The organism is Pseudomonas yamanorum (assembly GCF_900105735.1).
GTDB classification, from domain to species: Bacteria; Pseudomonadota; Gammaproteobacteria; order Pseudomonadales; family Pseudomonadaceae; genus Aquipseudomonas; species Aquipseudomonas yamanorum.
Map to the genome: position 1 here is coordinate 1,438,166 of NZ_LT629793.1, position 26,960 is coordinate 1,465,125.

The following is a 26,960-nucleotide window of genomic DNA, read 5'->3' on the forward strand; positions in this document are numbered from 1 at the left end:
CCCTTAGAAGCCCATGCTCAAGTGTTCAGCGATAGGCCCAAGTGCCAGCGTCGGCAGGAAGGTCAGGCCGCCCACCAGCAAAATGGTCACGGTCAACAGGGTCACAAACAGCGGGCCGTGGGTCGGGAAGCTGTTCTGGCCAATCGGTGCGGTCTTCTTCATCGCCAGGCTGCCGGCCAGGGCCAGTACCGGGAGGATGTAGCCGAAGCGACCCAGCAACATCGACAGGCTCAACATCAGGTTGTGGAACGTGGTGTTGGCACTGAAGCCGCCGAACGCCGAACCGTTGTTGGCACTGGCCGAGGTGTAGGCGTACAGCAACTGGCTGAAACCGTGGGGGCCAGGGTTACTGATGGCACCGGCCGGGCCAGGCAGACTGGCGGCGATGGCGCCCAGCACCAGGGTGCCGACCGGCATCACCAGCAAGGTCACGACCAGCAATTGCACTTCCTTGGCCTGGAGTTTCTTGCCGAGGTATTCCGGTGTACGACCAATCATCAAGCCGGCGAGGAATACCGCGATCAACACGTTAAGCAACATGCCGTACATGCCGGCACCGACGCCGCCGAAGATCACCTCGCCGACCATCATGTTGACCAGCGAGACCATCCCGCTCAGGGGATTGAGGCTGTCTTGCATGCCGTTGACCGAACCGTTGGACGCGGCGGTGGTGGCCACCGACCACAACACGGTACCGGTGGTGCCGAAGCGCGCTTCTTTACCTTCCTGCGGCGCGGCCTGTTCAACCGCCGGGTTGTTCAGCGCCGGGTTGGGCTGGTACTCGGCCCACATCGCAGTCGCACCACCGATGATGAACAAGGCCAGCATGCAACCGAGGATCGCCCGGCTCTGACGCAGGTCTTTCACGTAGTGGCCAAAGGTGAACACCAGCGCGACCGGGATCAGGATGATTGCGCCCAGCTCAAACAGGTTGGCCCAGGCGGTCGGGTCTTCAAATGGATGCGCCGAGTTGACACCGAAGAAACCACCGCCGTTGGTGCCCAATTGCTTGATCGCAATCTGGCTGGCGGCCGGGCCCAGTGGGATCACCTGGTCAACGCCCTGCAGGGTCACAGCGTTCACGTAATGAGCGAAGGTTTGAGGCACACCCTGCCACACCAGGAACAACGCGAGCACCAGGCACAACGGCAACAGACCGTAGAGGGTGGCGCGGGTCATGTCGACCCAGAAGTTGCCCAAGGTCTTGGTGGATTTGCGACCGATCCCACGGCACAACGCGACCAGGACGGCGAGACCGGTGGCCGCACTGACGAAGTTCTGTACGGTGAGGCCAGCCATCTGGCTGAGGTAGCTCAGGGACGCTTCACCACTGTAGTTCTGCCAGTTGGTGTTGGTCATGAAACTGATGGCGGTGTTGAACGCCAGGGTCCATTCCTGACCCGGCAATTTCTGCGGGTTCAGCGGCAGATAGTCCTGGAACAGCAGGATCGCGAACAGCAGCACGAAACCGGCCAGGTTGAACGCCAGCAACGCCAGCGCATATTTCTGCCAGCTCTGTTCCTGGTCTGCATCGACACCCGAGAGGCGATAACAAACGCGCTCGACCGGACCGAACACCGGCGTGAGCCAGGTTCGCTGCCCTTCCATTACCTTGTAGTAGAGCCGCCCCAGGGCCGGTGCCGGAATCAGCACCAAGGCAAAGAAGGCGATGATCAGCCAATAGTCATAACTGTGCATAGCCTGCTCCTAGTTCCGATCCGCGCGTAACAGCGCAACCAGCAGATAAATGAACAGCGCCACAGCCAACAGCAGTGACACCCCGTCCAGAACGCTCATGGAAGTTTCTCCGTCGTGCGGCGACTGCCGCGTGTAGGAGGATTGTCCGCAGGAGTGGCGTAAAGGAACGAGAGCGACGGTATGGGTGGGGCGTAAAGACGGCGTAAAGAGTGGGTTTATGCGGGGTTTACGGGGGGATTTGTGAGCGTTTGCTGGAGGCCGCGCCCCTATCTGGTGCAGGCCGAGGGAACATTCAAACGCCAAACCGTCCCCTCGGCGACAGTTCGGCGCCTTTACGACATGGCATTGATGAATGGCATGTCCGCTGCAATGCCCTGAAACATTCCAAACCGTTCAGGGAGCGCTACACGATGAACACACAACTCAAACCCACCTTGGGCACCCTGCATTTGTGGGGCATCGCCGTCGGACTGGTGATTTCCGGGGAGTATTTCGGCTGGAGCTATGGCTGGGGCGTGGCAGGAACACTGGGCTTCCTGGTGACCTCATTGATGGTCGCCGCCATGTACACCTGCTTTATATTCAGCTTCACCGAACTGACTACCGCGATTCCTCACGCTGGCGGCCCGTTTGCCTACAGCCGCCGGGCATTTGGCGAAAAAGGCGGACTAATTGCCGGGTTGGCGACGCTGATTGAATTCGTGTTCGCCCCACCCGCTATCGCCCTGGCCATCGGCGCCTACTTGAATGTTCAGTTCCCGGCCCTTGATCCGAAACACGCGGCCGTCGGGGCCTACATTGTATTCATGGGCCTGAACATCCTTGGCGTGAAGCTGGCGGCGACCTTTGAACTGGTCGTATGCGTGCTCGCCGTCGCCGAACTGCTGGTGTTCATGGGTGTAGTCGCTCCCGCTTTCAGCTTCAGCCACTTCGCCCTGAATGGCTGGGCCGGCTCCGACACCTTCGGCGCGCCGGCGATTGCCGGAATGTTTGCGGCGATTCCATTTGCCATCTGGTTCTTCCTCGCCATCGAAGGCGCCGCCATGGCCGCCGAAGAAGCGAAAGATCCCAAGCGCACCATTCCAAAGGCCTACATCAGCGGCATCCTCACCTTGGTAATCCTGGCGATGGGCGTGATGTTCTTTGCCGGCGGCGTCGGCGATTGGCGCACCCTGTCGAACATCAACGACCCGCTGCCCCAGGCAATGAAAACCGTGGTCGGCGACAGCTCAGGCTGGCTGCACATGCTCGTGTGGATCGGCCTGTTCGGCCTGGTGGCCAGCTTCCACGGGATCATCCTCGGTTACTCCCGCCAATTCTTCGCCCTGGCGCGCGCGGGCTACCTGCCCGCTTTCCTGGCCAAACTGTCGCGCTTTCAGACGCCGCACCGGGCAATCATCGCCGGTGGCATCGTCGGTATCGCGGCCATCTACAGCGACGGACTGATTAACCTGGGTGGCATGACCCTGACCGCAGCAATGATCACCATGGCCGTGTTCGGCGCCATCGTCATGTACATCATGAGCATGCTCAGCCTGTTCAAACTGCGTAAGACCGAACCGCTGCTGGAACGCACCTTCCGCGCACCGGGTTATCCCATCGTACCGGGGATCGCGCTGGTACTGGCCGTGGTGTGCCTGGTGGCGATGGCGTGGTTCAACGCGCTGATAGGGCTGATCTTCCTGGGCTTCATGGTCGTGGGGTTTGTGTACTTCCAACTGACCGCGCAAGACCGCGCCGATGCGCCGGCGGATGCGATGTTGACCGGGCTTTAAGGTTACCGGGGCAGAACGGGCCTACAATGAACTACTAAGAAAGCCCGTTACTCAAAGCAGTCATTACCGTGGGAAATTTTCCCACGGTTTGCTGCCTCAAGGAGAGCCCTATGCCGTGGTATGCCTGGTTGATATTAGTGGTCGCGATCGGTTCGATCGTCGGTGGTTTGTTGATGCTGCGAGACAGCGCCAACAAGGTTGAATTGACCGAAGAACAACGCCAGCGCGTGGCAGAGCGAAATGCCCAGGCGGACTCCAAGGATGCCCAGGATCGCTGAGGCTGAAGCGGCTCTCCGTTGAGCCGCACAATTTTGTAAACACCCGCGTACGCCCAGCCAAGCTTGGTTAATATGGCCTGATGTTTCGGAGGCCTTCCCATGCGCTATTCACAAGACCACAAAGCTCAAACCCACCAGCGCATCATCAAGGAGGCTTCGGTACGCTTTCGCCGTGACGGCATCGGTGCGACCGGTTTGCAGCCACTGATGAAAGCGCTGAACCTGACGCATGGCGGGTTTTATGCGCACTTCAAGTCCAAGGATGAGTTGGTAGAGAAGGCGTTACAGGCGGCGGCGACAGAGCTGGATGCGCATTGCGCAATGCTATTCAGCCAGGAACGGCCGCTGGAAGCGTTTATCGACAGCTATCTGTCTGAATGGCACCAGACCTCTCCGGATCAAGGCTGCCCGCTGACGACGATGTCATCGGAGATGGGGTTGCGTGGGCAGAACAGCCGCACCACCGATGAAGTCCTCAATGCTCGACTCAAACAGGTTGAAACGGCGCTTGGCAACCCGAATGCCGGGGAGCAGAGCCTGGTGCTGATGTCGACGCTGGTGGGGGCGTTGGTGCTGGCAAGAAGCGTGGAGAGTGCCGAGTTGGCGACACGGATTCTTGATGTGGTGCGGGGGAGCTTGAAGGCGGAGGTTGTTGAACAAAAGAAAGCCGGTCGATGACCGGCCTCCTCGGCTGTTTTCAGGTTCTTATTTCACCTCAAGCCTGTCGCGGTTCTTTTCCAGAAGCGCCTTGCCGATTCCCTTTACTTCCAGTAACTCATCTATCGCCGTGAAGGGGCCGTTGGTTTCGCGGTAGGCGATGATAGCCTTCGCTTTGGCGGCGCCAATGCCGAATAGATCACGGCGCAGAGTTTCAGCGTCAGCGGAGTTGAGGCTGACTTTGGTGGTTTGGTCGACCTTGGTCATTTGGGCGGCGATGGGGGTTGGGGTCTCGGGTTTGGGGGCGGGTGCGGCCGTGGTGGCTAGCGAGAGGCTGGTGAGGAAGGCGAAGATGAGGGAGGAGAAATACGCTTTATGCATTGGTGACGCTCCATGACATCGATAAGGGAAAAGCAGCTTTTCCGAAGCTGCTTTTCAAACTTAGGTGATGTTTGGGGAGAGTCAAAAATGGGTGAGTTACAGGGTGTGAATGTTGACCGCCAAGCCTGCGCCTCAAGCAAAACAGGTATCGCCTTTTGGACGGCTTTTGGAGCCCCGGACAGAGGACTCTTCCCAAATAGTGAACAATATCTCCACTCATGAGGAGCGCACCTTGAAAACACGCCGCCCCACCGTTTTCATGGCTGGACCTATCAGATATTTAATAGAACTCGGAAAAATCATACAATACAAAAAATGGATTCTCATGATAGGCAACTGTTAATGGCAAGGCAGCTGTACCAAATTGAGAATTAAAATGAGCAACTTTTATGAGGCTGGCCAAGGTTAAACATGAAGAAATACTACTTGAATCCTATAGGCCTGATATCAATTGCTTTTTCAATTATCGCCCTTTCCTCATTTTATCCTGGTGTCATGACATGGGACAGCATGGATCAACTGAGACAAGCAAGGGCTGCAACCTATACTGATTGGCAACCCCCGGCGATGGCATTCCTATGGAGTTTGTTAATTCAGGTAATCGATGGCCCTGGCGGCATGCTGATCTTTCAATTCACCTTACTATGGGCCACCGCGCTGACATTGTACAAATGGTGCATCAAAGAAGGCTACCGTTTTGGCGCATGCTTTTTGATACTCCCCATCCTGCCTTGGGTGATGAACTTCCAATTTGCAATCTGGAAGGATGTCAATATGGCGTACGCTTGGGGGCTTGCCATTGCCATATGTCTTTACTTCAAAAACCACGATAAATTTCCAAAGGTTGCAGCGACTTTAGTACTAACCTTATTTATCTTCGGTGCGCTTGTACGCACAAACTCACTAAGTGGTACGATTTTTCTTTTCCCCTTCCTATGTGCAACTATTTTTAAAACAAAGTCCATCAAAAGCACCGTAATACTCATGATTCTTAGCTGCGTGGTAGTGATTTCCGCTCACCTGTCGGTGGTAGCACTACTCGGGGCACAGAAAGCCAACTCGGTAAGCTACGTTATGTTCGACGATGTAGTGGCCTTGAAGCTAAAAGGTGTCGATGTTCCCACAAGCTTCCTCAGTTCGCAGGACATGATGACTATTGAGCATTGCGAATATCTTGATGTGCACAAAATAGGAGCCGCCTTCTGTTTAAGCGACGAGAAATTTGCGAGCATCACCAAAGAGCATTATCAGGAATTGAAAACCGCCTGGATTGATAGCGTCCCCAAAAACTTTTCCACCTACATTTCATTCAGAACAGATGCCTTTCTCAATCTCACCCGTTCTCCCAGCCTGCCCCCGTACTATTACAGTGAATTCCATGTAATTAATTCACCCTTTACGGTGGGCTCTGGATTCCGACAGCCGTCCAGCACCGAAATACTTGTGGAACAATATGTAGAAACAAGCAGCAAGCTTTTCCCCGGACTCTACAAGCCCTATTTTTGGATACTCATTTCGTTGGGGTTGACTCTGTATTTATGGCTAAAGTCCAACCTTCGGCCCCATACACTTTGGCTTCTACCAATGTCGGGACTTTCTTACGCCATAAGTTACCTACCGATAACACCGGCGTCTGACTTCCGATATGTATACTGGCTGTGCTATGTCACCACACTGTCAATCGTGATAATGATAAACATCCTATCCGAAAAAAAGGCCATCGACACAACTTCGAAGACGTATAACACAGCTAACCCACCGAATCCTTAGCACAAGCATCAACTAAAAAATAATGGCGCAATAGAACTCTGCCATTCACAGAGATTTGTTACTGAAACGAATGGCAGTTTGCAAATACATAAATCAGGTATTCATTCCGCTGCGCAGCCAACTTGCAGAGCGTTATGGATTATAGAAGCCAAAACAAGCCTTGAACAAAGTTGACAACACTGAGAGATTTCCTTTTACACTACTTATCTTCGTCGGTACCTCACCTTTGGGGTAACGCCTTACGGTCGGCAACTCAACACAACTGTAAACCAACTTAGGAGCACGGTAAGAAAGGTATGCCAAGAGCTCATACGTCGTGAACACATTCCGAAAGGGTGCGACCTTGGCGTCCAATAGCAATCTACGACTGTAGGCTCGAAAGCCCTGGGTAGTGTCCGTCCACTTAAACCCAGAAAACAAACTGAGCATCGGGGCATGAATAAAGCGGATAGCGAAATGCCGGGAAGGCGGTGTGTTCTCCGCGATGCCACCCTTCACAAAACGTGAAGCCTGTACAAAGTCTACCTTCCTTTCCAGTGCGTTTATAAAAGCTGGAATAGCAGCAGGATCATCTTTGTCATTACCATCAATTGTGATGATGCCATCATAGCCCTGATCGAGTGCGAAGGCGTAAGCACACCGCAACTGTGCGCTCAGTTTTCCTGGACCAGTCTTGACCAACAGCCCTCTCACACAAAGGCCTTGTAAAGCCGAAAGCTCCAGAGAACCATCAGTGGTACCACCGTCGACAATGATGATATCCGCAACGCTGGAGATCTCCAGCGCAGCCATCCTCGACAAAAGACTCGCTATCCGACTACCTTCATTGATGACCGGAATAACCACACACCACGAATACTTACGACCGAGCCACAGCGGTGTCTCAAAAGACGGAACCTCCCAGGCTTCACGTGTACCAGAACAACTCATTTTATTGTTACCCTCAAGCCACACGGGCGGTAATTAAAAAAACACCAAAAATCACAAAGACTATTCCTGCGCCAGTCGTCCAATGGAATGTCTCACGGAAAAATATGACAGAAAACAACGCAACAGTTGCAACCGCACCCGCGGTTAGGATGGGATGTGCGACATTTAATGGAAGCCGCGCGAGGGCGGCGGCATAAAATAGAAACGCACCGCCATATAGCCCTAAACCCAGCCAAAATGGCCAATTGGACAGCGCTCCAATCGGGTCACTAAAAGAGGGAAACTTACGAGGCGGTATCATCGCCATTTTTACCAACACGCTGGCGGATGCGTTCGAAAGAATACCCAGAATGAGGATCAACCATTTGAGACTCATATACCTACCTCTGGCCTCGTACGATAATGAAACTTGGCTACTTTGATTGCCCTCTCAATCGAGTCTTCATGCGGCTCATCCTTAGTCGCAACCATCTCGATAGTGACAATCCGCGCCGGAAGATATTGATTAATCGCCAAAGCCATCAACTCATGCCCGGTGCTACCATCACCCAAAGGGAGTAAATCAGGCTCGCTGGCATGAATATGCCCGATCAAATCAGCACAATCGCTCAAAATCACCGAAGGTTCTTCACCATTGATCGTCAGCGCACCGCTATCTAACTGCATTCGAATAGCAGGATGCGCAACCTGTCGGACCACCTCGGAAGTCTCGACACTATCAATCATGAAGTTTGCACCATAACAAGCAGGATTAGGCTCAAGACAAATCGTTACACCCGCGGCACAAGCAATATGACCCAATTGCCGAAAAAAAGGCACTGCGATCTCCATGGCCTGTTGATGGTCCAACCCAACCCGGTCACGATTTTTTGGCGAACCAAATACTAATCGAGTCGCGCCAAGTCCAGCACCTATACGGCATACCGCCGCCAAATGTGCCAGCATCCTCTCCCGGGCTTCAACAGATCCAAATAAATTTAGCCCTGTGGTTCCGAATAAAAGGGCCTGCATACCAGTAATTTCGATGCCCCGTTCCGCCCACCATTCTTTTACACGAGCAATATCCTCATCCAGCGCAGCGACAGGAATCGGAAAGTATTTACCTGGCGCGATGTCAATAGCATTTATAGAATTGCGACATAAAAGCGCCGCAATTTTTTCATCTTCCGACACATCCCAGGCGATATTGGATACGGCAAGTCTCATGACGCTCCCCCCCGAACTACGCTAGCTATATGTGGCTCCGATTGGGCGTAGGATCGAACTGCCTGGAGCGTATCGCGTGCGCTATATTGATACCCTCCTCGCCCTGCGAAAAGCGCCGCATACTTGCTTTGAAAATCGTAAGTTGCATAGTCGTTAGGTAGCTCATTAGAAAAAAACTTACCAAAACCCTCCATAGAAACTTCACCAACACTAATAGGCTCTGCTGTAAGATGAATTAGTTTTAAGTCGGCTGCCATCGCCGTCCGAATGTCATACCAAAGATTAACCATCGGATAAAACTGAAAAATCCCCCGACTGTCTACCGCATCCAGATTATTACTATTTAAAAAGTCAAAAATTATATTTTTCCTGAGCCCAGGACCAACCAAACCAGGCAACCGAACAATCAGGTTATCAGGAAAGTTCTCTTCAACAAATTTTTCCAGCAGTCGGCGATGCAAACCGTACGCATGAAGGTCATGCTCATCGACAGGCGAATCTTCGTTGACACCTACCGCGTCTTTAAAAACATCCGCGGTACTAATTAAGACAAATCTTTTACACTGAATATTTTTTAGGTGAGCAATAAGCCCGTTAATTTTTTCAAGGTCAGCCGCAGGATCTTTGTTGGCCATCCACTTTTTCGCTGGCGCTCCGGCGCATACCACCAAATCAAAACTTTTATTATCGATTTCGCCAATAGTTGTTGAGCGATAAATCTGATCAAAAGCACACTGCTTCAACAGTGTGCTACCTACAAACCCTGAAAATCCGATTAATGCATTCATTTTAATATTTCCATTTTTTTGGAGTGCAGGATATTGATCACATGCCCCGACACCAACACTCGACTTTCACGAAATAAACATTGACGAAGCATTCACCTCATAAACAGCATCTACCAATCTAACGTTAAAAATTAATGCCAAGAGGATCAAAAAATAAAAAGCACAAGATTCTTAAGAAAGAGATACTCCACTCTTTCATTAAAAACTTTCATCCATCTTCTCCAACACATCATAAATATTATCAATTTTTCCACCAAGGATTGAAAAACATCCAGGCAACTCCAAATGTCTCTCAAAGAGAATCGGGCGTCCATCGTCACTCTCATTCCTGGTTAGAACGGTTTTAATCTCAAACAATGAGTGTCTATACTCGGCTTTTAATATTTCGGGAACGTATCGTCCAGCATCCCTTATCATTCGATCCACGCGAGACTCTTTCTGATAATTTCCTAACTTTTCGTACGGATCAACACCTTGTTGATCAGTCCAGTGCAGGTGGGGTGTATAACGCACATGAGACAAACTGTGCAGCCCACGAGCTGGAAACGGCATCATCGAAAAAAATGGCCCATCCATCACCGTAATTCCTAACCCCGAAAGTGAGTCAGGCATCTTCATTAACGGCATCTCTGTAATTTCTTGCTTTAAACCGCTACGAACGCCACAAAACCCACCCGATAGTTGGTTGAGACCACTATAGGTACAATTGAAGATTAGTCGGGTCGAGAGAAGCCTTTCGCAGCCTTCCGTTGCTTTTAGCACAATGTTTAAAGGCACAGACAAGCCTTTAAAAATTTTTGCCGCGCGAGTGTTACAGAGCACCTCGATACCGCTCACGCTTAGCTCGCTTTCGGCCCACTTAGCCAACTTTATTGTGTCGAATGCGTACTCTTGGACTAGGAAAACATCTTCGATCAAACGAGGCTCAAAAAGAGCGCGCAACTCAGGGCTGGCAGAGGAGATTGGAGCGTCTATGCTGTGGCAAAATCGCTCAAATTGTTTTGCGGTAACCTTAGAATTACGCCGCGCTATGGCGTAAAGCTTGGTAAAATCCTGTCTTATCGCTTGCGGCCAATCCCTTGCAAATTTTGGCAAATTTACGCGACTTCGATAAGCGGTTGTAAAACTACGCGGATAATGGTAACCATTATGTACGCGAGCCTGATTATTATAAGACGCCCTTGACAGAAGAGCTGACTCAGCTTCGACTAATAGAACTCGCTTAAGCCCTCTCTGATTTGCGAGATAAAGCGCTATAGTTGCCCCATAAAAGCCGCCACCTATAACTACTGCATCATAGTCTGTGCTTTGTGGGTTCTCGCAAGCCATCACAAAATACGTTCACTTTTAGCTGAATCAGTATCAGAACGCCCCGACACCACTTCCTCAATATTAAGTTTTTGCAGACGGGTGATGCGAGAGCTATTAAACTCTTGGGCCACATGATAAAGGGGCCCCTCGTTCGATAAGCTCGCCATATTCAAGATATACTCCCCGAGAACCAGTAACACTAATGAAATCAGAAAAAACATCCCAGACTGCTGCAATGAAAAACTGATCCATCCTGGAGCCACATTGGTTTTCAAAACACCCACCGCCACAATATAAAAGCAGTACAACAGATTGGCAACCGCACCAAACAATGAAAGCGACGTCACCAATCGCATCGGCGCCCGGGTTGTTGAGACCAGTAAACGCATCCCCCGATCGATACTCTCCCCCAAGCGCTTTGGTTCTGAGCATTTTGGCTCCGCGCTATAACTCAAATGAGCTTTCGCAAATCCGCCAGTAGCGGGTAGATGGCGATAGGAAATTGCAGGCTGGGGGTGCTGAAGAATAAAATTTATTACTCGCTTACTAAGAATTCTATATTGAGGCGCCTCTGTGGCCAAATGCACACCGTTGAAGTGACTATATAAATTATGAAAAATACTATTCGCCCAACGGTATGCGAGGCTCTGCTTGGGTTTCCGCGCGTTATTCGCGAAAACCACATCTGCACCACTCAAGGCATGTTCGAGCATCTTGGGTATGAACTGAATGTCATCAGATAGCGGGTCTATAACCGCGACGAAGTCCCCAAGTGCGTTTTCCAGCCCTACCCAGGATGCCGTATCGGCGTCTACCTCTTTAGTTAGGGCGTAAACCTGAAGATTGGCTAATCCAGTCTCTTCGGTCAGTCTTTTCAACACACAGATGCTGTCATCATTCGAAGCGTTATCGACAACAATCAACTCATAGTCACTGACGATCGGCGCAATAACAGACGCAAGATCACGAAGCACCCGTTCAGTTTCCTGCGAGCGATTACGGACAACAAATACCACGGATAAAAAACAAGGGAAAAAATCCATCTCAGACTCTCTAATAAAAACTATGCAAGCCCTGTCATTGGTTATTAAGCCCCCGCTAAAAGTCTATTTGGCTTAACACCTTCGACTACCAAAGTCGCGATACCTGAGATAAATGAATCGGCAAACATCACAACCCATTCACTACTTGACAATCGACCTAAAAGTTTTAAAACTTTAAGAACTATCAAGTAAAAACTATAAAAATATGGCCAACGTTACCACGAAAGGGGTTTTTATCACATGACAAGGCAGCAAATATTGATAGCGCGCAGGTGCTGATTTTACGGGAAACCTGTGCAGCCAGCGTCCAGGCTTGCTGTGCCGCAAGCGATACCAGCTAGAGGAGGCTTATGTGCGCATAAATCTCACCTAACGCAAGATTGGAGGGCATGGCGCTTTCTGTCGTCGGGTCCGTGGCAGGGAGTTTCAAAGTCTGATGATCTGGCCTGGCGCGGCCGCCCCCCCACCTGAGCAGCAAGTGCAGGGCCGGCTTTCGTGATCTAGACAAAGCTGTAGACCTTTGTGCTTGCCGTCACGCCTTTGGCGATAGCACTAAACATCGAAGCCTTCGCCCAGCCATCAAAGGCTTTACCACTCATTAGCAGGATTGCTAGCAGTCTGAAAACTGGAAAGAAGCTATTACGCGCCCTTATCAGTCGATTTCGCGGTGTATTGCGAACGATAAAACGCACCGGGTCGCACTAGCCAGCGTCCTAGTGCATTCGTTCTCAACAAGCGCGTCACACAGACTAAGCAGTTATCTCTAGTGCTTTGTAAGTGTGACAGCTGCTGACTGAAGGACGGTGCGGCACTGGCTATGCTTCGAAACCGGGAGCCTCCAAGTCTTGCACCGTGCATTGGTGAGTCATACAAGATCGTTGAGGCTCTATGCGGCGTCCACAACGCGAAATCAGTAGTCAGGGTTCGAGGCGCCGTTGCTGGTAGATCCAGTCGACAATTTCACCGTCTGGCGCGTAGCCACTTACGGTATCGCGAAGCAACTGGCGAACGCGGGTGTAGTCATCCTGCTCAACGCTCGCGAGAAGCTCAGTCAACTTGCCCTTGAGCACATCCCAAGGCAGGTGATCTTCATTGGCGCTCATGATCATCGGGTGCTGAGTGGCCACCACGTTGTCACCAATCAGCAATTCTTCATACAACTTTTCTCCAGGGCGCAGGCCGGAAAATTCGATAGCAATATCACCGTGAGGATTTTTGTCGGAGCGAACACTCAGACCGGACAGATGGATCATTTTCTCGGCAAGCTCAATGATCTTTACCGGCTCCCCCATATCAAGCACAAACACATCCCCACCCAGCCCCATGGACCCGGCCTGAATCACCAACTGAGCAGCTTCGGGGATAGTCATAAAGTAGCGGGTGATTTTAGGGTGAGTCACAGTCAGTGGACCACCCGATTTGATTTGCTTGTGAAACAGCGGAATGACTGAACCGGACGAGCCCAGCACATTACCAAATCGAACCATGGTGAAACGGGTTTTGTTGACCCGCGACACGTTCAATTTATCGCCGAAGAGCACAGGGGCCAGTTCTCGGCTCAGGGCCTGGAGAGTCAACTCCGCAAGGCGCTTCGTACTGCCCATCACATTGGTTGGACGAACAGCCTTATCAGTAGAGATCAGCACAAAATTAGCCACCCCAGCCTGCAAGGCGGCCTGGGCTGTATTCAATGTACCCATCACATTGTTCAACACGCCTTCGGCGATATTGTGTTCAACCATCGGCACATGTTTGTAAGCAGCTGCGTGATAAACCGTGTCGACACGCCAGGTTTTCATGACATCCAGCAATTTCGACTGATTACGAACCGAGCCCAGTATCGGTAATACCTTTACAGGCAACGACTCACGGGTAATACGCTGTTCAAGTTCAGAAAAGATGCTGTAGAGGTTGAACTCACTGTGCTCAAACAACAGGAGCGTTAATGGCCGAAGGGCGAGAATCTGCCGGCAAAGCTCAGAACCAATGGAACCGCCGGCGCCAGTTACTAGAACGTTCCGACCCTTGATGCAATGTTCCAGCAACTCGGACTGGGCAGGCACGGCGTCGCGACCAAGAAGGTCGGCGATGTCCACTTCCTGAATGTCATCCACTTTGACCCTACCGCTGGCCAAGTCCATAAAACCCGGAACGCTTCGTACGTGGAGCGGAAAGCCTTCAAGAAAGCCGAGGATTTCTCGGCGACGGCCGCGATTCGAAGACGGGATTGCGAGCAGGATCTCCTGAGCGCCCGTAACGTCGATCATCCGCTGGATGTGCTTGGGCTTATAGACTTGCAAGCCTGAAATGACACGATCTGAAATGCTGATATCGTCGTCGATAAATGCGACCGGACGCATCACCCGCCCCATTCGCAACGCGGCAACCAATTGATTGCCGGCAGCTCCCGCGCCGTAGATCGCAACTCGCGGCAGACCATCTTCCCGGCTGGTGAACGGCACATGTTGCGCTGCGGCGAACCAATCGCCCAGAAAGTACTGGCGCATGGCCAGACGCAGTCCACCCACCATAATCAGGCTGAGCCACCAGTAGTTGAAAATGATGGAGCGCGGAACCACTGTTTGGTGGTTTCCATACCAATACACCAACACACCCAAAATAAGAGACGATAAGCTGACAGCCTTGATGATGGCTATCAGGGCATCATTACCGAAGTAGCGCATGACCGCCCGGTACATCCCAAAGCGGATGAACAAAGGTATCGCCACTACGGGTGCGGCGATAAACAGCCAGCCGTGAGCACGGAGGGGATTAACCATCTCGTCCACCCCGAGCCGTACGACGAAAGCAAGCCATAAAGCAGCCCAGACAACAAATATGTCGGTACCGACTTGAATCAATCGTTTTTTTCGACGTGGTAACCCGACCAAAAATGCTCGCAATCTATCCATAGCCGTTCGCCCCACCTGTGACTTCTCCTACAGTTTTTTAACGCGGATATTTACGCTTTAAATAGACCACGGTTCATTTAAAATTCGATCTATTCGGAGATCAGTGTTCATCTGTACCCTCAAGTGCGCCAGCTTGAAATTTCACCGCCATGACAATCAGCGGAAGGTACGCGATTACCAGACCCAAGGCACCAGCCAACCCGAAATATGCGACACACACTGAGATCGGTAGCAGCCAGAACAAATTTACAGCCGCAACAAATAATGTGACCGGCAGGTGACGACCAAATCGCCTGCTGGCAAATTGGTAAGCGTGACTACGATGAGCCTCGTATACCCTATCCCCACGCAAAAGACGACGGATTAATGTGTAGGTCGCGTCAACGACAAATACCCCGAGCAAAATCAGCCACGACCACAATAATTGAGATGATGCCCAGGCCGCCTGAACCGAGAGTATGCCCAAGATAATGCCAAGAAAACCACTTCCGGCATCCCCCATGAATATCCGTGCCGGTGGAAAATTCCAGAATAAAAATCCTAGTACGGCAGCAGCCAGAAGCATCGGGAGCCAAATCAAACTGTCGAAACCGGTCAGCCAGTAGAGCAGGCAGGCCCCCAGGCAAGCACTAATAGCTTCAACACTGGCTATCCCATCGATTCCATCCATGAAGTTATAAAGATTCAGCATCCACACGAGATATAAAACGGCCGCACAGTGACCAAACCATTGAAGGTCGACGCTCACCCCAAAAAAACTCAATGGAGGCAACCCTCCTAACCAAAAAAGCGCCCAAATAGAAGCAGTGAAATGGCCTAGCAACCGCCACCTGGCAGCAATGTGGCCATGATCATCCATAAAACCAATGAGTGCGACCAACGCTCCAGCGCCGCCCAATGCGATCAAAACAGGTAAGGGGGCAAGCTGCGCAATGCCCAATAACAAGAGCGAGAAAAGAAACGTCAGGACAATAGACACACCGCCACCACGGGGGGTAGGTATGGAGTGAGAACTGCGCGCGTTAGGAACATCAATAATACTTTTCGCAAGAGCATAACGGCGTAAACCTGCCGTCAAAAAAAATGATAAAAAAACAGCTAAGAGTATCAACCATCCGGTGATCATTATTTATCTCTTTTAATATAGTGCGAAGCCGCCAGTTTTAACCCTTGCTCAACCGAGATGGGCGGTACCCAAGACAACAATGAGCGTGTCTTTTCAATATCGACCTGCAAAGATCCGACCAGGCGTTGAGATAGCGATTTCTTCCCTAGTAGCGCGGCGCCGAAACTCAGTAACGCGCTGGGCACTGGTAATAAAAGAGCCTTCTTGTTTAAGGCTTCCGCTATTCTGCGTAACAGTTGAGTTGTAGAGAGATCCTCTCCATCACTGACTAAAAATATCTGGTTGGCCGCCGATGGGTGCACAGTAGCCGTGATTACAAGATCAACAAGATTATCCAGCGCTACCAAACTACGCTTATTATAAATCGCACCAAAGGGTAGCGGAATACCTTTATCCAGCAAGCGCATTACATTCAAAAAATTTGCTTTAACACCGGGCCCATAGACTAATACAGGCCGAATGACGACGACTTCCAAGCCAGTCGAGGCTGCAATATCTCGCAGTCCAGCCTCGGCTTCCATTTTAGAAACTCCGTAAGGGTCTGCTGGCGAGGGCACATCGTCCGCGGTGTAGGGACGGCCGGAAACCGTGCCCTCACCGTTTACCTTGATGGAGCTGATAAAAATGAACCGAGTGACGCCCGCCGCTACAGCTTGACGAGCGAGATTCAAAGTCCCTTCGACATTGACCTTGCGAAAAACTGCTAAAGGGTCAGACTCAACATCATTCATCACGTGAACGCGTGCAGCCGTGTGAACGACCACATCAACGCCGGATAACGCCTCAGACCAATTAGTCTCGGGAGACAGCTCACCCACATTGATTTGTGTCACCGCCTTATTGCCCCCGGCAGGCTGACGCCGTATAGCACCGGTTACCTGAACGCCGTCTTTAGCCGTCAGAACCTCGACCAATCGACTCCCTACAAATCCGGACGCGCCAGTGACTAATATATGCATCTATAAATACCCCAGAGCCAAATTTAAAACTGAACTTCCACTGTCAACAGTTTAAGCGAAAAGCCGTCCGCCATTAAGTTAAGCTAACAGTCGGTCAATATACCGCGACATTTCTTCGATAATTATCGGTTGGGCGAACTCAGTGTGCGCCCGGTGCTGTGCTGCCTCAGACAGGGAAGATCTCAAATCTCCATCAGAGTAAAGCCTCACCATCGCCTCACTCATCTCATCAATCGCGCCAGGGCGGTGAAGAAGTCCTGTCACACCCTCTTGAACCGCATCACTTAAACCATATATCCGCGAAGCGATAGCCGGCAGACCTACACCTGCCGCCTGAATAGTCGCCAAACTAAAGCCTTCACGATAACTAGGCAAACTAAAAATATCAGCGGCTGCCATATAACCTTCCGGGTCGGTGGTGAACCCAACACGATGGCACCTCCCCTTGAATTTCGAACTCAACTCGGTAATCATCCCCTCAACACCATCTTCATCAGGCCCGACGATCAACAGATGGGCATTAGGCGCGCGCATAGCAACGCTGGAAAACGCGCGAGCCAGGTCGACGATCCCCTTGGCATGGGTCAACCTCGCCATGAATAGAAAAACCAGCGCTGAGTCATCCAACCCTAATTCATGCCGAATACGCGCGCGCGCCGTAGGATCCGGTTTAAAGCGCGCAAGATCTACTCCGCTGATAGAACCTTTACCCAGTACTTCGATTTTTGCTGGTTTCACCACACGCTCCGTTATCAGAAAATCCCGTTGCGAGGGACTGTCAGCGAGCAGATGCGTTGCTGCAAAAGCAAGAAGTTGATCCAGTTTCTTCAAAGCAAACCGCGAAAAACCTTGTTTGGTGTACCAGACTTGTCCAGTAAAAATATGGATGCGTTGAGGAACACGCGCCAGGTAGCCCGCCAGCATCGTCAGCAAGCCTGACTTAGGCATAATCGAAAGTACACAATCAAACTTTTCAACGGTGAATATTCTAATTAGCTTTGTCAAAGACACAACGTCACTAAACAACGAGACCTTGCGCTGTATCGGCAGAGGTATGAATTTTATACGCTTATCCAAAAACAGATAAATTTCTTCCGCCTCTGCATTCGCCATTACCGTGACACTGTACTTCTCAGCAAGCTTATTAATATGCTCAACCATGAACACTCTTAGCGCGACCGGAACAGTAGCGACCACACATATCTTTTTTTGTTCAGTCATTATTAACCACAGCTTTAGAATTTGATTCGCTGATAAATTGGCTTAACAGTTCGTACATCGCTTGTGGTATTGATGACTGAAACTCAAAGCCAACAGTTCTTTCAATCTTAGCCGAGCTATATCCTACACGCTTGACGAGCTCATCTATGCGCTCGTCCGTCAGCGGCAGCCGGAGAAACGGCGAGGTAAGCTTCACCAAGAGCCGTAACATACCTTCAGGAACTCTCAGTTTTGGCTTGGGTACTTTGTAAGTATCCGCCATTGACTCTATGACCTCCGACAACAAGCAATCATTGGACAGTATAAAGATCTGCCCTTTGGCCCTCGTATCGGTGGCGCACATTACCAAAGCGCGGACAACATCATCAACATGAACATAAGTCGACAACGCTTGCTTGGACCCTATATAAAAAAATAAACCTTTACGGACCATAGCAGATAGCTGAAAAAACGACTGATTGGGCATGTGGGCGCCGACCACAATCGAGGGACGTAAAATCGTGTAGGTGAAGAGGGGCTCGATCTTAGCAAAACTAATAACCAACTCATCAGAAATAGTTTTGGTCACCTCATACTCACCCACTGGCGCAGGCGAGTAACTTTCGTCTATGGAGACTGCAGCATCATGCTTGGAAACCTCCCGCTTGCCATAAGCACCTGTGCTACTCAACTGCACCCAGTGGAAAGGCTTCCCGGTCAGTTTGATCTTCTCACTCACCGCCTTGAGGAGGTTGGCCGTACCTCGAACATGCAGGTCATACATCAAGCCAGTGTTTTTAATTTCACCAGCGCAGTGATATAGCGTGCTGCATCCATCGACGAAGTCCAGAAGTGCTTCATCCGACTGCAACAAATCCCCGGCAAATACCTCTCGCCCAGGCAACACAGGCTGTACTTTTCGCGAAAGCATTCTTAACGTCTCACCCTGGCTCAATAACAATGCACAGAGCGGGCTACCGATAAAACCTGTGCCACCAGTTACACAAACACTCACATGCCACCTCTGGACAGAATTAACAACTGCCGCTTCCCTAAGAACCCACTTAACGTGGAATGTAAAATACGGACATTGAGCAAACCGCTAAGTTTCATTCAGTTATAGCTCGAAGAATTGTTCGCTAAGGTGGTAAGGCAAAAAGGGCGATGGCCCCTCCCCCTCTTCGAATACAAAGTTCCTATAACCACTCACCGCCGCTAGCAACCCGGCAAAAATCAAAATAAGCTTGATGGCACGGTCAAAATCCAACCGGCACCTGCTATAGGTGAGCAATATCGCAAGGGGGTAGGCAAATGAAACCAAATCCAGAAATCTCAAACCTGCATACGAAATACTTGAAACCAGCCAGAAAAATACGGTAAATCCGGCGCCTAGAAAGACAAGTTTAGTTTTTTCCGTGCTAGGTAGCCTTGACAACCCCACCCCCAACACCAGCACCAACAAAACTGCAATTTTTCCTAGCCCTGATAATGGGCTCGGTGATTCAGAGTCTTGATACGAAAGCAATTTCGCAACAAAGTAATCTCCGTTAATGCTGAACACGGCCAATATCATCACACACGCGAAAGGGACGATTAGGATATTTGAAGCCCTCGTCCAACGCGCCTGTGAAGCCCAGATGAACACCAAAGAGACTAGCGATGAATAATGAAAAAATAGTGCCGATACCGCAAGGACTAGACCTGATAGTCTTTCTGTTCGCCTGAGCTTTTGCACGGCCAGCAGGAGTAACATAGCGGCGATGCCGATCCTCAGTCCATTCATGGTGTACTGATAGACAAAAGCAGGCAGCATATAAGATAACAATAGAAACTTTTCATTCTTATCAGAACGAAAAAGATACAAAAACAAAATAACAAATATAATGACACTGACGAGTCTGACAGCAACTGAGGCTGTGCCGGTAAGTTCTACCAGTATCCAACTCATAAAAACAAAGCCCGGCTCCATTCCAGTCCAGGATATCCCATCCATCAAGCGGCTGACTACGGTTTCGTAGGTATCCGTATCAGTCCCGACAGCGCCGCGAAAGACAGCGATGAACAAAAAAAACAGCAATGCAAAACCTGCAAACCGTCGAGTCCTATAACCCGACAACGCCGTTAACAGCAATGCTGTGAGCAGAATGATCCAGCCAAATATGTATATCATTCTGAACCACGACCAAATTTTAATTTCGCTGCTCGACGGACATAGCGCACCAATGACCAAATACTCAGGCAGCCATATAGAAAAAGACCAATTTTCCTTTTCCCACGTAAAGCAGCGTATACGCCTAATTCACCCTGTTCCATTTTCCATAAGTTCCCACTCAACCCTGCATGACCATACAACGGCTTATAGCAAAACGTTAGAGGCACATCTATGGAGTAGCATTGGAAGCCGGAGCAACACAGATCACACCAAAGCTCATAGTCTTCGCAAAAACGCTTTCCTTCAGGAAAACGACTCGGTAAATCTTTCCGTAACATGATTGACGGAGTGGAGAACCTATTGGAAAGCAGCAAATCGCGACTCGATACCCGTGAAAAACGCACATCACCTTCACGATGCAATTTAGTTTTTATATCCGAAGATATATCAATCGTAAGACCTGTCTGTCCGGTCAGCGCAGCGCCAGGATTTTTCTGCATCCAGCCATATTGAAGCTCGATCTTATTGTGGTGCCAGCTATCATCGGAATCCAAAAATGCCACGTAAGGTTGGTTTGCCAGATTCCACCCGCGGTTTCTCGCAGTTCCTGGCCCAGCGTTCACTGCTAAAGAAATGATGCTAATCCAACCCTCAGGATATTCTTTGGCGAGCTCCGACAAAACACTCAACGTATTGTCGGGACTTGCATCATCGACAATGATAACTTCTGCAGGGCGCAACGACTGTTGATATACGGATTCAACGGCTCGCCGTATTGTATCCTTGCAGCAATAACTCGGGATAACAACGCTTACTCGGGCGACACTTGAATCTTTAATACCCGGCTCAGTAACCATTTAATGTTTCCAATCACAAAAGGTCTGGCTACGACACCGCCGTAGCCACAACAAGTAAAACCGTCGCCCAGCCCGCAAAACTCAATCTGGGAGTTTTATATCAACTGCACGCTGCTTTAATACTTTCCCCAATTCCTGGCTAGCCATATAGGAGGTATTCAGGCCGGAAACGACCTCAATAGTATTGGTTACATGACGAGCACGAAATCTGTTAATGATGCGGGATGCCCCCCACAAAAACTCTCCCCAGACAGACCCGAATAACTGACCTACCATTTTTCCAGCACCATATAAGGAGCATGTTTTACGGAAGGAAAACAACGTTTCTCGATACGATCGCGGAAAATAAACAAAACACTTCAGAAAAAGGCGGCCGAAGTTTGGGTTTAGACTGACACCGCTGCTCTCTTCAACTTTTTCAACAGCTTTCAAAAGTGAAAATGACCATACTGTTGGCACAGAGTAAAATTCAGGTACACGGCTGTCCCATACAAGATCCTTGAACGGTGCGATGTGAGCATTGTCTCGCAGCTTGCCGTAGTGCCCCCCGGAACTGCTTTGCCCGGAAGTACTGACGCCGGAGGCGCCAGGAATGATCACCGGATAATCAATTAAAAAACAGCTCTGCGACTCGTTAGAGATCAGGAAAGAGCTGTAGATATCCGGGCTGACGCCACCAAACAATCCGCCATACTTACGCTCGATCCTTCGAGCCAAATCAGAAGAAATCATTCCCGCGTAAGCACGCGGCATATTGAATACGCCACCACCAAAATTATCCAATGCATAGTTCATAGAACCTTTTAGATCATGAACAACTACACCACCATCATACGGAGAAATATGCAACGTTCCGAAATATGAGTCACCTCGAGTAGAGTGCTTGAAATCATCCCAATAATATAAGGCAGGAAAGTTAAACTTTAGCGAATCCACGTGTTTTGATTTAGCCCACGCAGCGACTTTGACTATCTCCGACGACACAAAATCGTCGTCGCCAATGAAAACAAGATAATCACCATCGGCAGATCTCAGGCCGAGATTAAAGTTATCGACCACGCTTATACCCTGGCCCGACCTGACCAGTTTCAATCGTGACTCCGGATACTCCCCCAGAAACTGCCCGGAAATATCATCTATGGGACTGGAATCACATACGACTACCTGGATATCATCTGAAAGCTCCAGAATTGACCGTATTGACTGAACTGCATACTTTGCCCGATTATGGGTTGGTATAATTACACTTAATAATGTCATACGTCTCAGTCGATACTATGTTTGATATATGCCAAAGTAAGAAGCAACTCTTTGATTTGCTCAATATTGAGCAAGTCAGTGTTGTGCGAGGTGTAATCATCAATTGCATTCGCCTCCGGATGACCTTGAATAATGAACTTGTCATAGTTCAAGTCGCGGTTATCCGCCGGGATGCGATAGTAGCGCCCCATGTCTTTGGCTTTTGCCATTTCCTCACGAGACACAAGAGACTCATAAAGCTTTTCACCGTGACGAGTGCCAATTATGTTTACCGGCACATCACTGGAAAACAATTCTTTTAGTGCTACGGTCAAATCGCCAATGGTGCTGGCGGGTGCTTTCTGAACAAAGATATCTCCTTGTTCCCCATGCTCAAATGCGTGAAGCACCAAATCAACCGAATCCTCCAGGCTCATCAGGAACCGGGTCATCTTGGGGTCGGTTACAGTAAGGGGTACGCCTGCTTTAATCTTTTCCACGAAAAGAGGAATAACCGAACCTCTCGACGCCATTACGTTTCCGTAACGCGTAGCACAGAGGACTGGGCCACCTTCGCGAACAGTCCGAGATTTGGCGATCAAAATTTTCTCGCCCATCGCCTTAGAGATACCCATTGCATTGATCGGGTAAACGGCTTTATCAGTACTTAGCAAAACCACCCGCTGGACATTATTATCAATGGCTGCGTTCAGAACGTTCTCAGTTCCGTTAACGTTAGTCAACACTGCTTCCATCGGATAAAATTCACACGACGGTACTTGTTTCAATGCCGCTGCGTGAAATACATAGTCTACTCCCGCCATCGCGCGACTGATGCTTTCGTAGCTTCTTACATCACCGATGTGAAACTTGACCTTGGGATTATTCAAAGCAATTCGCATGTCTTCTTGCTTTTTTTCATCTCGGCTGAATACGATAATTTCTTTAACATCCGTATTCAAAAAACGATTCAGTACAGTATTACCAAATGAGCCGGTACCGCCCGTTATCATTAAAACCTTGTTATCAAACATTATCGAACCCATCCATCAAATAAATATATATAAAGCCAGTCCAAAAACCGTGAAAGACGCCAGCACAAGCGTCGATATCAGTAACGCAGTACTCCTAGCGTATGAGCCCACTTCAGGCAGCATCGAAGCACGAATCCAAGAGACCAAGGTTGATGCCGTATGGTATGCAGAGTAGATATAGCATACAGCCTCGACATTCTTTCCTACCGCGGCGAGAGTGGCCAACGCCAACGTTATGACCGTCAAGCACGCGGACATCACAGCCTGAAACCGGTAATCTTTCGCATAAATCAGTTGACTGTAGGGTATAAATCCAAATGCCCCGATGGCCAAACCAGGTAGCAATATCGCAACGTAGGTTGCGATAATGCCATTATTCTCACCTGGCCCCATCCAGAGATCGATAATCGGTACGCGAAACCACCACAAAATAAAGGTGGGTAGCGCTGTGACGACAAAAACCGACAGTGCAAATCTGGAGACTGTTTTTTGCGCTTTTTTCCGGCCGCCGTCCTGGGCCGCCTCACGCAAGAAAATCGGTTGAAAATATTGGCTAACCGGTCCAGCCAAAATAGAAATGGGCGTCATGCATAACAAACTGGCCAAATAGTAAGGCGCGACGCTACTGGCGGAAGCAAACATTGAGATTATAGGTTTGTCCAGTTGAGTCACTGCAGCGCCTGCCGCAGAGAACAAAACCAGTGCTCCGCCCATTTTAGTCAAAGCCCATGCGTCAGTAACCGTGGGCGACTTTATCGGGGCGCTTGAGTCAACGCCTTCCGAAATCACGGAGATAAAAACGCGTCGAGAAATCCACCAATGCACCGCGGTAATCACCAACTGCGTAACGATAAAAACTTCAAGCGTTGCCGATATATAACTTAAAGCAGCAGCCGTTGCACACGCACGGACAACCAACCCAACTATTTGTATACCACTGCCTAACGTATAGCTACGCCGTGCTATCAAGCTGCAATAATAAAGATTCTGCATTACCAGCAACCAGAACAGAACCACAGCGCCAATCACAACCAACCAAGATACAGACTGAGCAAAGTAGAACAGCTTTAACGTTACCGCGATGAAGAATAATAACGCATAAAACCCTGACAAGCTTAGTTCTGCAGTGCGCACCAGCGTCAATAGTGAGTTGTCTGTGCTGCTGGCGACAGAAACCTCTCTTCCGGTCAACGTAGACATGCCCAAGTCCATCATGACCAGAAGCGCCTGAAGAGAAAGTATTACCGCAACAACGCCAAATTGTGCACTGCCCAATAAACGACTATATAAAGGCAAAAACAAAAAGGCGACCAACAGACTGGACGACCTCCCTGCGTACAGCATCAACATTCGACCAATCACATGAGTTCGCCAGTTCATGAATGTCCATCGGCTCTATCGATGACGGACACTGCTGCGGCGTTTTTTAAAGTAGCGGCAATATAAATCAAATCAGCCTCTTCGAGCCACCAACCGCAAGGCACCCCTATTATGTGGGCTTGTAGGTAGTCAGTATTGGGCAGCTTATAGGTCTGACCGCCAAAGCCACTATATATATCATTACGCTGATGCACCCGCGAAGCCATAACTCCGTTCTTTTTCAACTCACCTAATACGCGCTCTTGTTCGTCAACGAATAGCAAAAATACCCAATATGCGGGCACTTCGGTGTCCTGAACCGGCACAGGCGTCAAGCCTGCTACGCCGGAGATAAGAGCGCGCAATTTCTGAACGTTTCTAACGGTTGCCTCCCACCTTTCCTTTAACGTGGATAACTGCGAGGCCCCTAAGGCAGAACACAGGTTATTCATCGTCATACCCCAACCAATCTCGGGAATATCAGATAATGGGTTTATCTCTCCGGCGTTCGTTCTGAAGGTGGAAAAATCAATACCGAAGCGCCTCAAACGACGCGCTTTTATCGCCATGGCCTCCGTGCGGCAGGCCAAGGCACCACCTTCAGTCGCATTAATTTGCCGATTTGGATAAAACGAATAGATGGCAAAGTCACCCTGTGAGCCGACAGGTAAAGAATCCCGTGTTGCCAAGAGCGCATTGTCACAATCTTCTATCAGCACGAGATTATGTTTTTTACACAGGTCAGCAACCTCTTTCGCGGGTCCCGGATAACCAGCAACGTGATACAGAACTACAGCTTTTGTTTTTTTGCTGATCTTTGATTCGAGATCGGCGACATCCATAGATACCGTGCCAACGCTTACGTCTACCCAAACAGGCATGGCCTTCAATTGAGCAATTGCTGAGTTTGTGGAAAGGCATGCGAAAGCCGTAGTCAGAACCTCATCTCCCTCCTGTACACCCGCAAGATGCAGAGCAAGAAAGAGCGCACTCGTCATGTCTACCGTCGATACTACATGAGGCAGACCAACTACCCCTTTTAGGCCCTGCTCAAACTTTTCGACCCACTCTCCGCCCGCAATCCTACCGGAGCGTAATACATTCAGCGCGATCTCTTCCATCTCAGGAGTACTGACCACGCCATACAACGGAAAAATCTTGGACATAATTGATTTCTCTCTTCAACCTCGCTTTAGTATGCCAGCGATACGGTCACGGTCATCATCGGACACCCACCAACCACATGGAATATGAACCAGGCGCTTATAAAAACTCTCTAGCCCAGGCATGGGGCCGGCGAACGGCTTGAAAATGGAATGCAAATGATTGGGACGATGTAGCTTCGAGGCCATAATGCCGTTGGCTGCCAGTAGCTTCTCAACTTCATCCGAGTCGTCTGCTAGAAGTGTATAGAGCCAATAAGCAGGCTTCACTCCCGCCTGTACGGGAGCTGGAGACAAGCCCGCTACACCTTGCAAAGCCTGATCAAAATAACGACCGTTTTCGTAATGCCGCTGCAACAAAGGGGAAACAACTTCCAATTGTTTTAGGCCAATAACGGCAGCGACGTTATGCATATTGTATTTATAACCTACCCTCGTTATATCTACTTCAGTGCGGGGAACACCTTTGGCCAGACCAAACCAACGCAATTTACGCGCCTCACCCATTTGGCTCGAATCTTTCATCATCAGCAGGCCGCCGTCGACGGTCGTCATATGCTTGATTGCCTGAAAGGAATAAATAGCGTAATCGCCTATTGTACCAATAGGTTGTCCATTGTATTCGGCTCCCAATGCGTGGGCGCAATCTTCAATCAACGAAACATCGTGCCGATCTGCAATTTCTCTCAGCTCTTTCAAGCACGCAGGGTAACCGGCGTAATGCACAACACAGATAGCCTTGGTTTTTTCCGTAATTGCAGCTTCCACTGCTTTCGGACAAAGATTTCCGGTGAGACGGTCCACATCTGCGAAGACAGGAATGGCCCCCATTTGCAGAATAGTCGTGTTGGTCGGCTCCGCAGTCATTGATGTGGTGATGACCTCCTCCCCGGCTTCTACACCGGCAAGCAGCATCGCCAAGTGCAGAGCGGCTGTGCCACTACTTGTGGCCAGCACGTTATTCAGCCTGAACATCTTGGCAAATACATCTTCAAAACGATAAACGAACTCCCCTTCAGAGATCATCCCGCTGTACAGAACAGACTCCAGAGCAGGAAGGAGAGCTTCACGTGGGGGCATCGCGACTTTAACAAGAGGAATAGGTGAGGCTTCACTTGACAT

25 protein-coding genes are annotated in these 26,960 nt (G+C 50.0%); 4 read left to right on the forward strand and 21 right to left on the reverse strand.

Annotation, left to right across the window (positions count from 1 at the left end; translation table 11 throughout):
* Positions 1 to 3: 3 nt before the first annotated feature.
* The gene (kdpA, locus tag BLU46_RS07065; protein WP_093200175.1) at positions 4 to 1,698 is read right to left on the reverse strand and encodes a potassium-transporting ATPase subunit KdpA; all 1,695 of its coding nucleotides are present in this window, start codon (positions 1,696 to 1,698) and stop codon (positions 4 to 6) included.
* A 9-nt stretch (positions 1,699 to 1,707) separates the two neighbouring features.
* Entirely contained in the window at positions 1,708 to 1,797 is a 90-nt protein-coding gene (kdpF, locus tag BLU46_RS07070) for a K(+)-transporting ATPase subunit F (protein ID WP_003218754.1), read from the reverse strand.
* Between the two features lie 311 nt (positions 1,798 to 2,108).
* On the opposite strand from kdpF, the gene eat reads away from it, so the two are divergent.
* The 3 genes from eat (at position 2,109) to BLU46_RS07085 (ending at position 4,429) form a co-directional block, all read left to right on the forward strand.
* Positions 2,109 to 3,473, forward strand: a complete 1,365-nt coding sequence (eat, locus tag BLU46_RS07075; RefSeq protein ID WP_093200176.1) for an ethanolamine permease — start codon at positions 2,109 to 2,111, stop codon at positions 3,471 to 3,473.
* Positions 3,474 to 3,583: 110 nt separating this feature from the next.
* Positions 3,584 to 3,751 carry a DUF2897 family protein gene (locus BLU46_RS07080; RefSeq protein ID WP_017477341.1) on the forward strand — a complete coding sequence of 56 codons (168 nt, stop codon included), beginning with the start codon at positions 3,584 to 3,586 and terminating at the stop codon, positions 3,749 to 3,751.
* A gap of 99 nt (positions 3,752 to 3,850) precedes the next feature.
* Positions 3,851 to 4,429 (forward strand): TetR/AcrR family transcriptional regulator, encoded by a 579-nt coding sequence (locus BLU46_RS07085; RefSeq protein ID WP_063032133.1) that lies wholly within the window; start codon positions 3,851 to 3,853, stop codon positions 4,427 to 4,429.
* 27 nt (positions 4,430 to 4,456) lie between these two features.
* On the opposite strand, the gene BLU46_RS07090 is transcribed toward BLU46_RS07085, so the two are convergent.
* Positions 4,457 to 4,789 carry a ComEA family DNA-binding protein gene (locus BLU46_RS07090; RefSeq protein WP_063032135.1) on the reverse strand — a complete coding sequence of 111 codons (333 nt, stop codon included), beginning with the start codon at positions 4,787 to 4,789 and terminating at the stop codon, positions 4,457 to 4,459.
* A 411-nt stretch (positions 4,790 to 5,200) separates the two neighbouring features.
* Between BLU46_RS07090 and BLU46_RS07095 the strand changes: the two genes are divergently transcribed.
* Positions 5,201 to 6,559, forward strand: coding sequence for a hypothetical protein (locus tag BLU46_RS07095; protein WP_093200177.1), 1,359 nt, complete (start codon positions 5,201 to 5,203; stop codon positions 6,557 to 6,559).
* A 132-nt stretch (positions 6,560 to 6,691) separates the two neighbouring features.
* On the opposite strand, the gene BLU46_RS07100 is transcribed toward BLU46_RS07095, so the two are convergent.
* The 18 genes from BLU46_RS07100 to BLU46_RS07185 all read right to left on the reverse strand — a co-directional run bounded on the left by BLU46_RS07100 (position 6,692) and on the right by BLU46_RS07185 (position 26,960).
* Positions 6,692 to 7,489 (reverse strand): glycosyltransferase family 2 protein, encoded by a 798-nt coding sequence (locus tag BLU46_RS07100; protein ID WP_093200184.1) that lies wholly within the window; start codon positions 7,487 to 7,489, stop codon positions 6,692 to 6,694.
* A 13-nt stretch (positions 7,490 to 7,502) separates the two neighbouring features.
* Positions 7,503 to 7,865: an EamA family transporter gene (locus BLU46_RS07105; RefSeq protein ID WP_093200185.1), complete on the reverse strand. Its 363-nt coding sequence runs from the start codon at positions 7,863 to 7,865 to the stop codon at positions 7,503 to 7,505.
* On the reverse strand, positions 7,862 to 8,695 hold the full coding sequence (locus BLU46_RS07110; RefSeq protein WP_093200186.1) for a sugar phosphate isomerase/epimerase family protein: 834 nt from the start codon (positions 8,693 to 8,695) through the stop codon (positions 7,862 to 7,864). Before BLU46_RS07110 ends, BLU46_RS07105 begins: the two co-directional genes overlap by 4 nt.
* Positions 8,692 to 9,483 carry an NAD-dependent epimerase/dehydratase family protein gene (locus BLU46_RS07115; protein ID WP_093200187.1) on the reverse strand — a complete coding sequence of 264 codons (792 nt, stop codon included), beginning with the start codon at positions 9,481 to 9,483 and terminating at the stop codon, positions 8,692 to 8,694. Before BLU46_RS07115 ends, BLU46_RS07110 begins: the two co-directional genes overlap by 4 nt.
* Before the next feature lie 198 nt (positions 9,484 to 9,681).
* Complete coding sequence (locus tag BLU46_RS07120; RefSeq protein ID WP_093200188.1) at positions 9,682 to 10,812, reverse strand: FAD-dependent oxidoreductase; 1,131 nt, start codon at positions 10,810 to 10,812, stop codon at positions 9,682 to 9,684.
* Positions 10,812 to 11,837, reverse strand: a complete 1,026-nt coding sequence (locus tag BLU46_RS07125) for a glycosyltransferase (RefSeq protein ID WP_093200189.1) — start codon at positions 11,835 to 11,837, stop codon at positions 10,812 to 10,814. Before BLU46_RS07125 ends, BLU46_RS07120 begins: the two co-directional genes overlap by 1 nt.
* Positions 11,838 to 12,754: 917 nt before the next feature.
* A complete protein-coding gene (locus BLU46_RS07130) occupies positions 12,755 to 14,749 on the reverse strand; it encodes a polysaccharide biosynthesis protein (protein ID WP_093200204.1) in 1,995 nt (664 codons plus the stop codon).
* Positions 14,750 to 14,849: 100 nt separating this feature from the next.
* A complete protein-coding gene (locus BLU46_RS07135) occupies positions 14,850 to 15,875 on the reverse strand; it encodes an MraY family glycosyltransferase (RefSeq protein WP_093200207.1) in 1,026 nt (341 codons plus the stop codon).
* Complete coding sequence (locus BLU46_RS07140) at positions 15,875 to 16,834, reverse strand: UDP-glucose 4-epimerase family protein (protein ID WP_093200210.1); 960 nt, start codon at positions 16,832 to 16,834, stop codon at positions 15,875 to 15,877. Before BLU46_RS07140 ends, BLU46_RS07135 begins: the two co-directional genes overlap by 1 nt.
* A gap of 78 nt (positions 16,835 to 16,912) precedes the next feature.
* Positions 16,913 to 18,055 (reverse strand): glycosyltransferase, encoded by a 1,143-nt coding sequence (locus BLU46_RS07145; RefSeq protein ID WP_093200213.1) that lies wholly within the window; start codon positions 18,053 to 18,055, stop codon positions 16,913 to 16,915.
* The gene (locus tag BLU46_RS07150) at positions 18,048 to 19,049 is read right to left on the reverse strand and encodes an NAD-dependent epimerase/dehydratase family protein (protein WP_093200222.1); all 1,002 of its coding nucleotides are present in this window, start codon (positions 19,047 to 19,049) and stop codon (positions 18,048 to 18,050) included. The genes BLU46_RS07145 and BLU46_RS07150 overlap by 8 nt, the downstream gene beginning before the upstream one ends.
* A 102-nt stretch (positions 19,050 to 19,151) precedes the next feature.
* Positions 19,152 to 20,204, reverse strand: a complete 1,053-nt coding sequence (locus tag BLU46_RS07155) for an EpsG family protein (RefSeq protein ID WP_093200226.1) — start codon at positions 20,202 to 20,204, stop codon at positions 19,152 to 19,154.
* Positions 20,201 to 21,043: a glycosyltransferase family 2 protein gene (locus tag BLU46_RS07160; RefSeq protein WP_093200231.1), complete on the reverse strand. Its 843-nt coding sequence runs from the start codon at positions 21,041 to 21,043 to the stop codon at positions 20,201 to 20,203. The genes BLU46_RS07155 and BLU46_RS07160 overlap by 4 nt, the downstream gene beginning before the upstream one ends.
* 81 nt (positions 21,044 to 21,124) lie before the next feature.
* Positions 21,125 to 22,303 (reverse strand): glycosyltransferase family 2 protein, encoded by a 1,179-nt coding sequence (locus BLU46_RS07165; protein ID WP_093200234.1) that lies wholly within the window; start codon positions 22,301 to 22,303, stop codon positions 21,125 to 21,127.
* A gap of 5 nt (positions 22,304 to 22,308) precedes the next feature.
* Positions 22,309 to 23,316 (reverse strand): polysaccharide biosynthesis protein, encoded by a 1,008-nt coding sequence (locus tag BLU46_RS07170; RefSeq protein ID WP_093200236.1) that lies wholly within the window; start codon positions 23,314 to 23,316, stop codon positions 22,309 to 22,311.
* A 15-nt stretch (positions 23,317 to 23,331) separates the two neighbouring features.
* Entirely contained in the window at positions 23,332 to 24,696 is a 1,365-nt protein-coding gene (locus tag BLU46_RS07175) for a lipopolysaccharide biosynthesis protein (protein WP_093200238.1), read from the reverse strand.
* Entirely contained in the window at positions 24,693 to 25,841 is a 1,149-nt protein-coding gene (locus BLU46_RS07180; RefSeq protein ID WP_093200240.1) for a DegT/DnrJ/EryC1/StrS family aminotransferase, read from the reverse strand. The genes BLU46_RS07175 and BLU46_RS07180 overlap by 4 nt, the downstream gene beginning before the upstream one ends.
* 15 nt (positions 25,842 to 25,856) lie before the next feature.
* Positions 25,857 to 26,960, reverse strand: coding sequence for a DegT/DnrJ/EryC1/StrS family aminotransferase (locus tag BLU46_RS07185; RefSeq protein WP_093200241.1), 1,104 nt, complete (start codon positions 26,958 to 26,960; stop codon positions 25,857 to 25,859).

What these genes read in the sequence shown, in the direction of transcription:
- BLU46_RS07135 (WP_093200207.1), bottom strand. Translation starts at nt 15,875, where the DNA reads ATGATCACCGGATGGTTGATACTCTTAGCTGTTTTTTTATCATTTTTT.
- kdpA (WP_093200175.1), bottom strand. Translation starts at nt 1,698, where the DNA reads ATGCACAGTTATGACTATTGGCTGATCATCGCCTTCTTTGCCTTGGTG.
- BLU46_RS07185 (WP_093200241.1), bottom strand. Translation starts at nt 26,960, where the DNA reads ATGTCAAGTGAAGCCTCACCTATTCCTCTTGTTAAAGTCGCGATGCCC.
- BLU46_RS07105 (WP_093200185.1), bottom strand. Translation starts at nt 7,865, where the DNA reads ATGAGTCTCAAATGGTTGATCCTCATTCTGGGTATTCTTTCGAACGCA.
- BLU46_RS07095 (WP_093200177.1), top strand. Translation starts at nt 5,201, where the DNA reads ATGAAGAAATACTACTTGAATCCTATAGGCCTGATATCAATTGCTTTT.
- BLU46_RS07165 (WP_093200234.1), bottom strand. Translation starts at nt 22,303, where the DNA reads ATGACATTATTAAGTGTAATTATACCAACCCATAATCGGGCAAAGTAT.
- BLU46_RS07155 (WP_093200226.1), bottom strand. Translation starts at nt 20,204, where the DNA reads ATGATATACATATTTGGCTGGATCATTCTGCTCACAGCATTGCTGTTA.
- BLU46_RS07090 (WP_063032135.1), bottom strand. Translation starts at nt 4,789, where the DNA reads ATGCATAAAGCGTATTTCTCCTCCCTCATCTTCGCCTTCCTCACCAGC.
- BLU46_RS07130 (WP_093200204.1), bottom strand. Translation starts at nt 14,749, where the DNA reads ATGGATAGATTGCGAGCATTTTTGGTCGGGTTACCACGTCGAAAAAAA.
- BLU46_RS07180 (WP_093200240.1), bottom strand. Translation starts at nt 25,841, where the DNA reads ATGTCCAAGATTTTTCCGTTGTATGGCGTGGTCAGTACTCCTGAGATG.
- BLU46_RS07170 (WP_093200236.1), bottom strand. Translation starts at nt 23,316, where the DNA reads ATGTTTGATAACAAGGTTTTAATGATAACGGGCGGTACCGGCTCATTT.
- kdpF (WP_003218754.1), bottom strand. Translation starts at nt 1,797, where the DNA reads ATGAGCGTTCTGGACGGGGTGTCACTGCTGTTGGCTGTGGCGCTGTTC.
- eat (WP_093200176.1), top strand. Translation starts at nt 2,109, where the DNA reads ATGAACACACAACTCAAACCCACCTTGGGCACCCTGCATTTGTGGGGC.
- BLU46_RS07115 (WP_093200187.1), bottom strand. Translation starts at nt 9,483, where the DNA reads ATGAATGCATTAATCGGATTTTCAGGGTTTGTAGGTAGCACACTGTTG.
- BLU46_RS07160 (WP_093200231.1), bottom strand. Translation starts at nt 21,043, where the DNA reads ATGGTTACTGAGCCGGGTATTAAAGATTCAAGTGTCGCCCGAGTAAGC.
- BLU46_RS07110 (WP_093200186.1), bottom strand. Translation starts at nt 8,695, where the DNA reads ATGAGACTTGCCGTATCCAATATCGCCTGGGATGTGTCGGAAGATGAA.
- BLU46_RS07140 (WP_093200210.1), bottom strand. Translation starts at nt 16,834, where the DNA reads ATGCATATATTAGTCACTGGCGCGTCCGGATTTGTAGGGAGTCGATTG.
- BLU46_RS07085 (WP_063032133.1), top strand. Translation starts at nt 3,851, where the DNA reads ATGCGCTATTCACAAGACCACAAAGCTCAAACCCACCAGCGCATCATC.
- BLU46_RS07080 (WP_017477341.1), top strand. Translation starts at nt 3,584, where the DNA reads ATGCCGTGGTATGCCTGGTTGATATTAGTGGTCGCGATCGGTTCGATC.
- BLU46_RS07175 (WP_093200238.1), bottom strand. Translation starts at nt 24,696, where the DNA reads ATGAACTGGCGAACTCATGTGATTGGTCGAATGTTGATGCTGTACGCA.
- BLU46_RS07145 (WP_093200213.1), bottom strand. Translation starts at nt 18,055, where the DNA reads ATGACTGAACAAAAAAAGATATGTGTGGTCGCTACTGTTCCGGTCGCG.
- BLU46_RS07100 (WP_093200184.1), bottom strand. Translation starts at nt 7,489, where the DNA reads ATGAGTTGTTCTGGTACACGTGAAGCCTGGGAGGTTCCGTCTTTTGAG.
- BLU46_RS07120 (WP_093200188.1), bottom strand. Translation starts at nt 10,812, where the DNA reads ATGGCTTGCGAGAACCCACAAAGCACAGACTATGATGCAGTAGTTATA.
- BLU46_RS07125 (WP_093200189.1), bottom strand. Translation starts at nt 11,837, where the DNA reads ATGGATTTTTTCCCTTGTTTTTTATCCGTGGTATTTGTTGTCCGTAAT.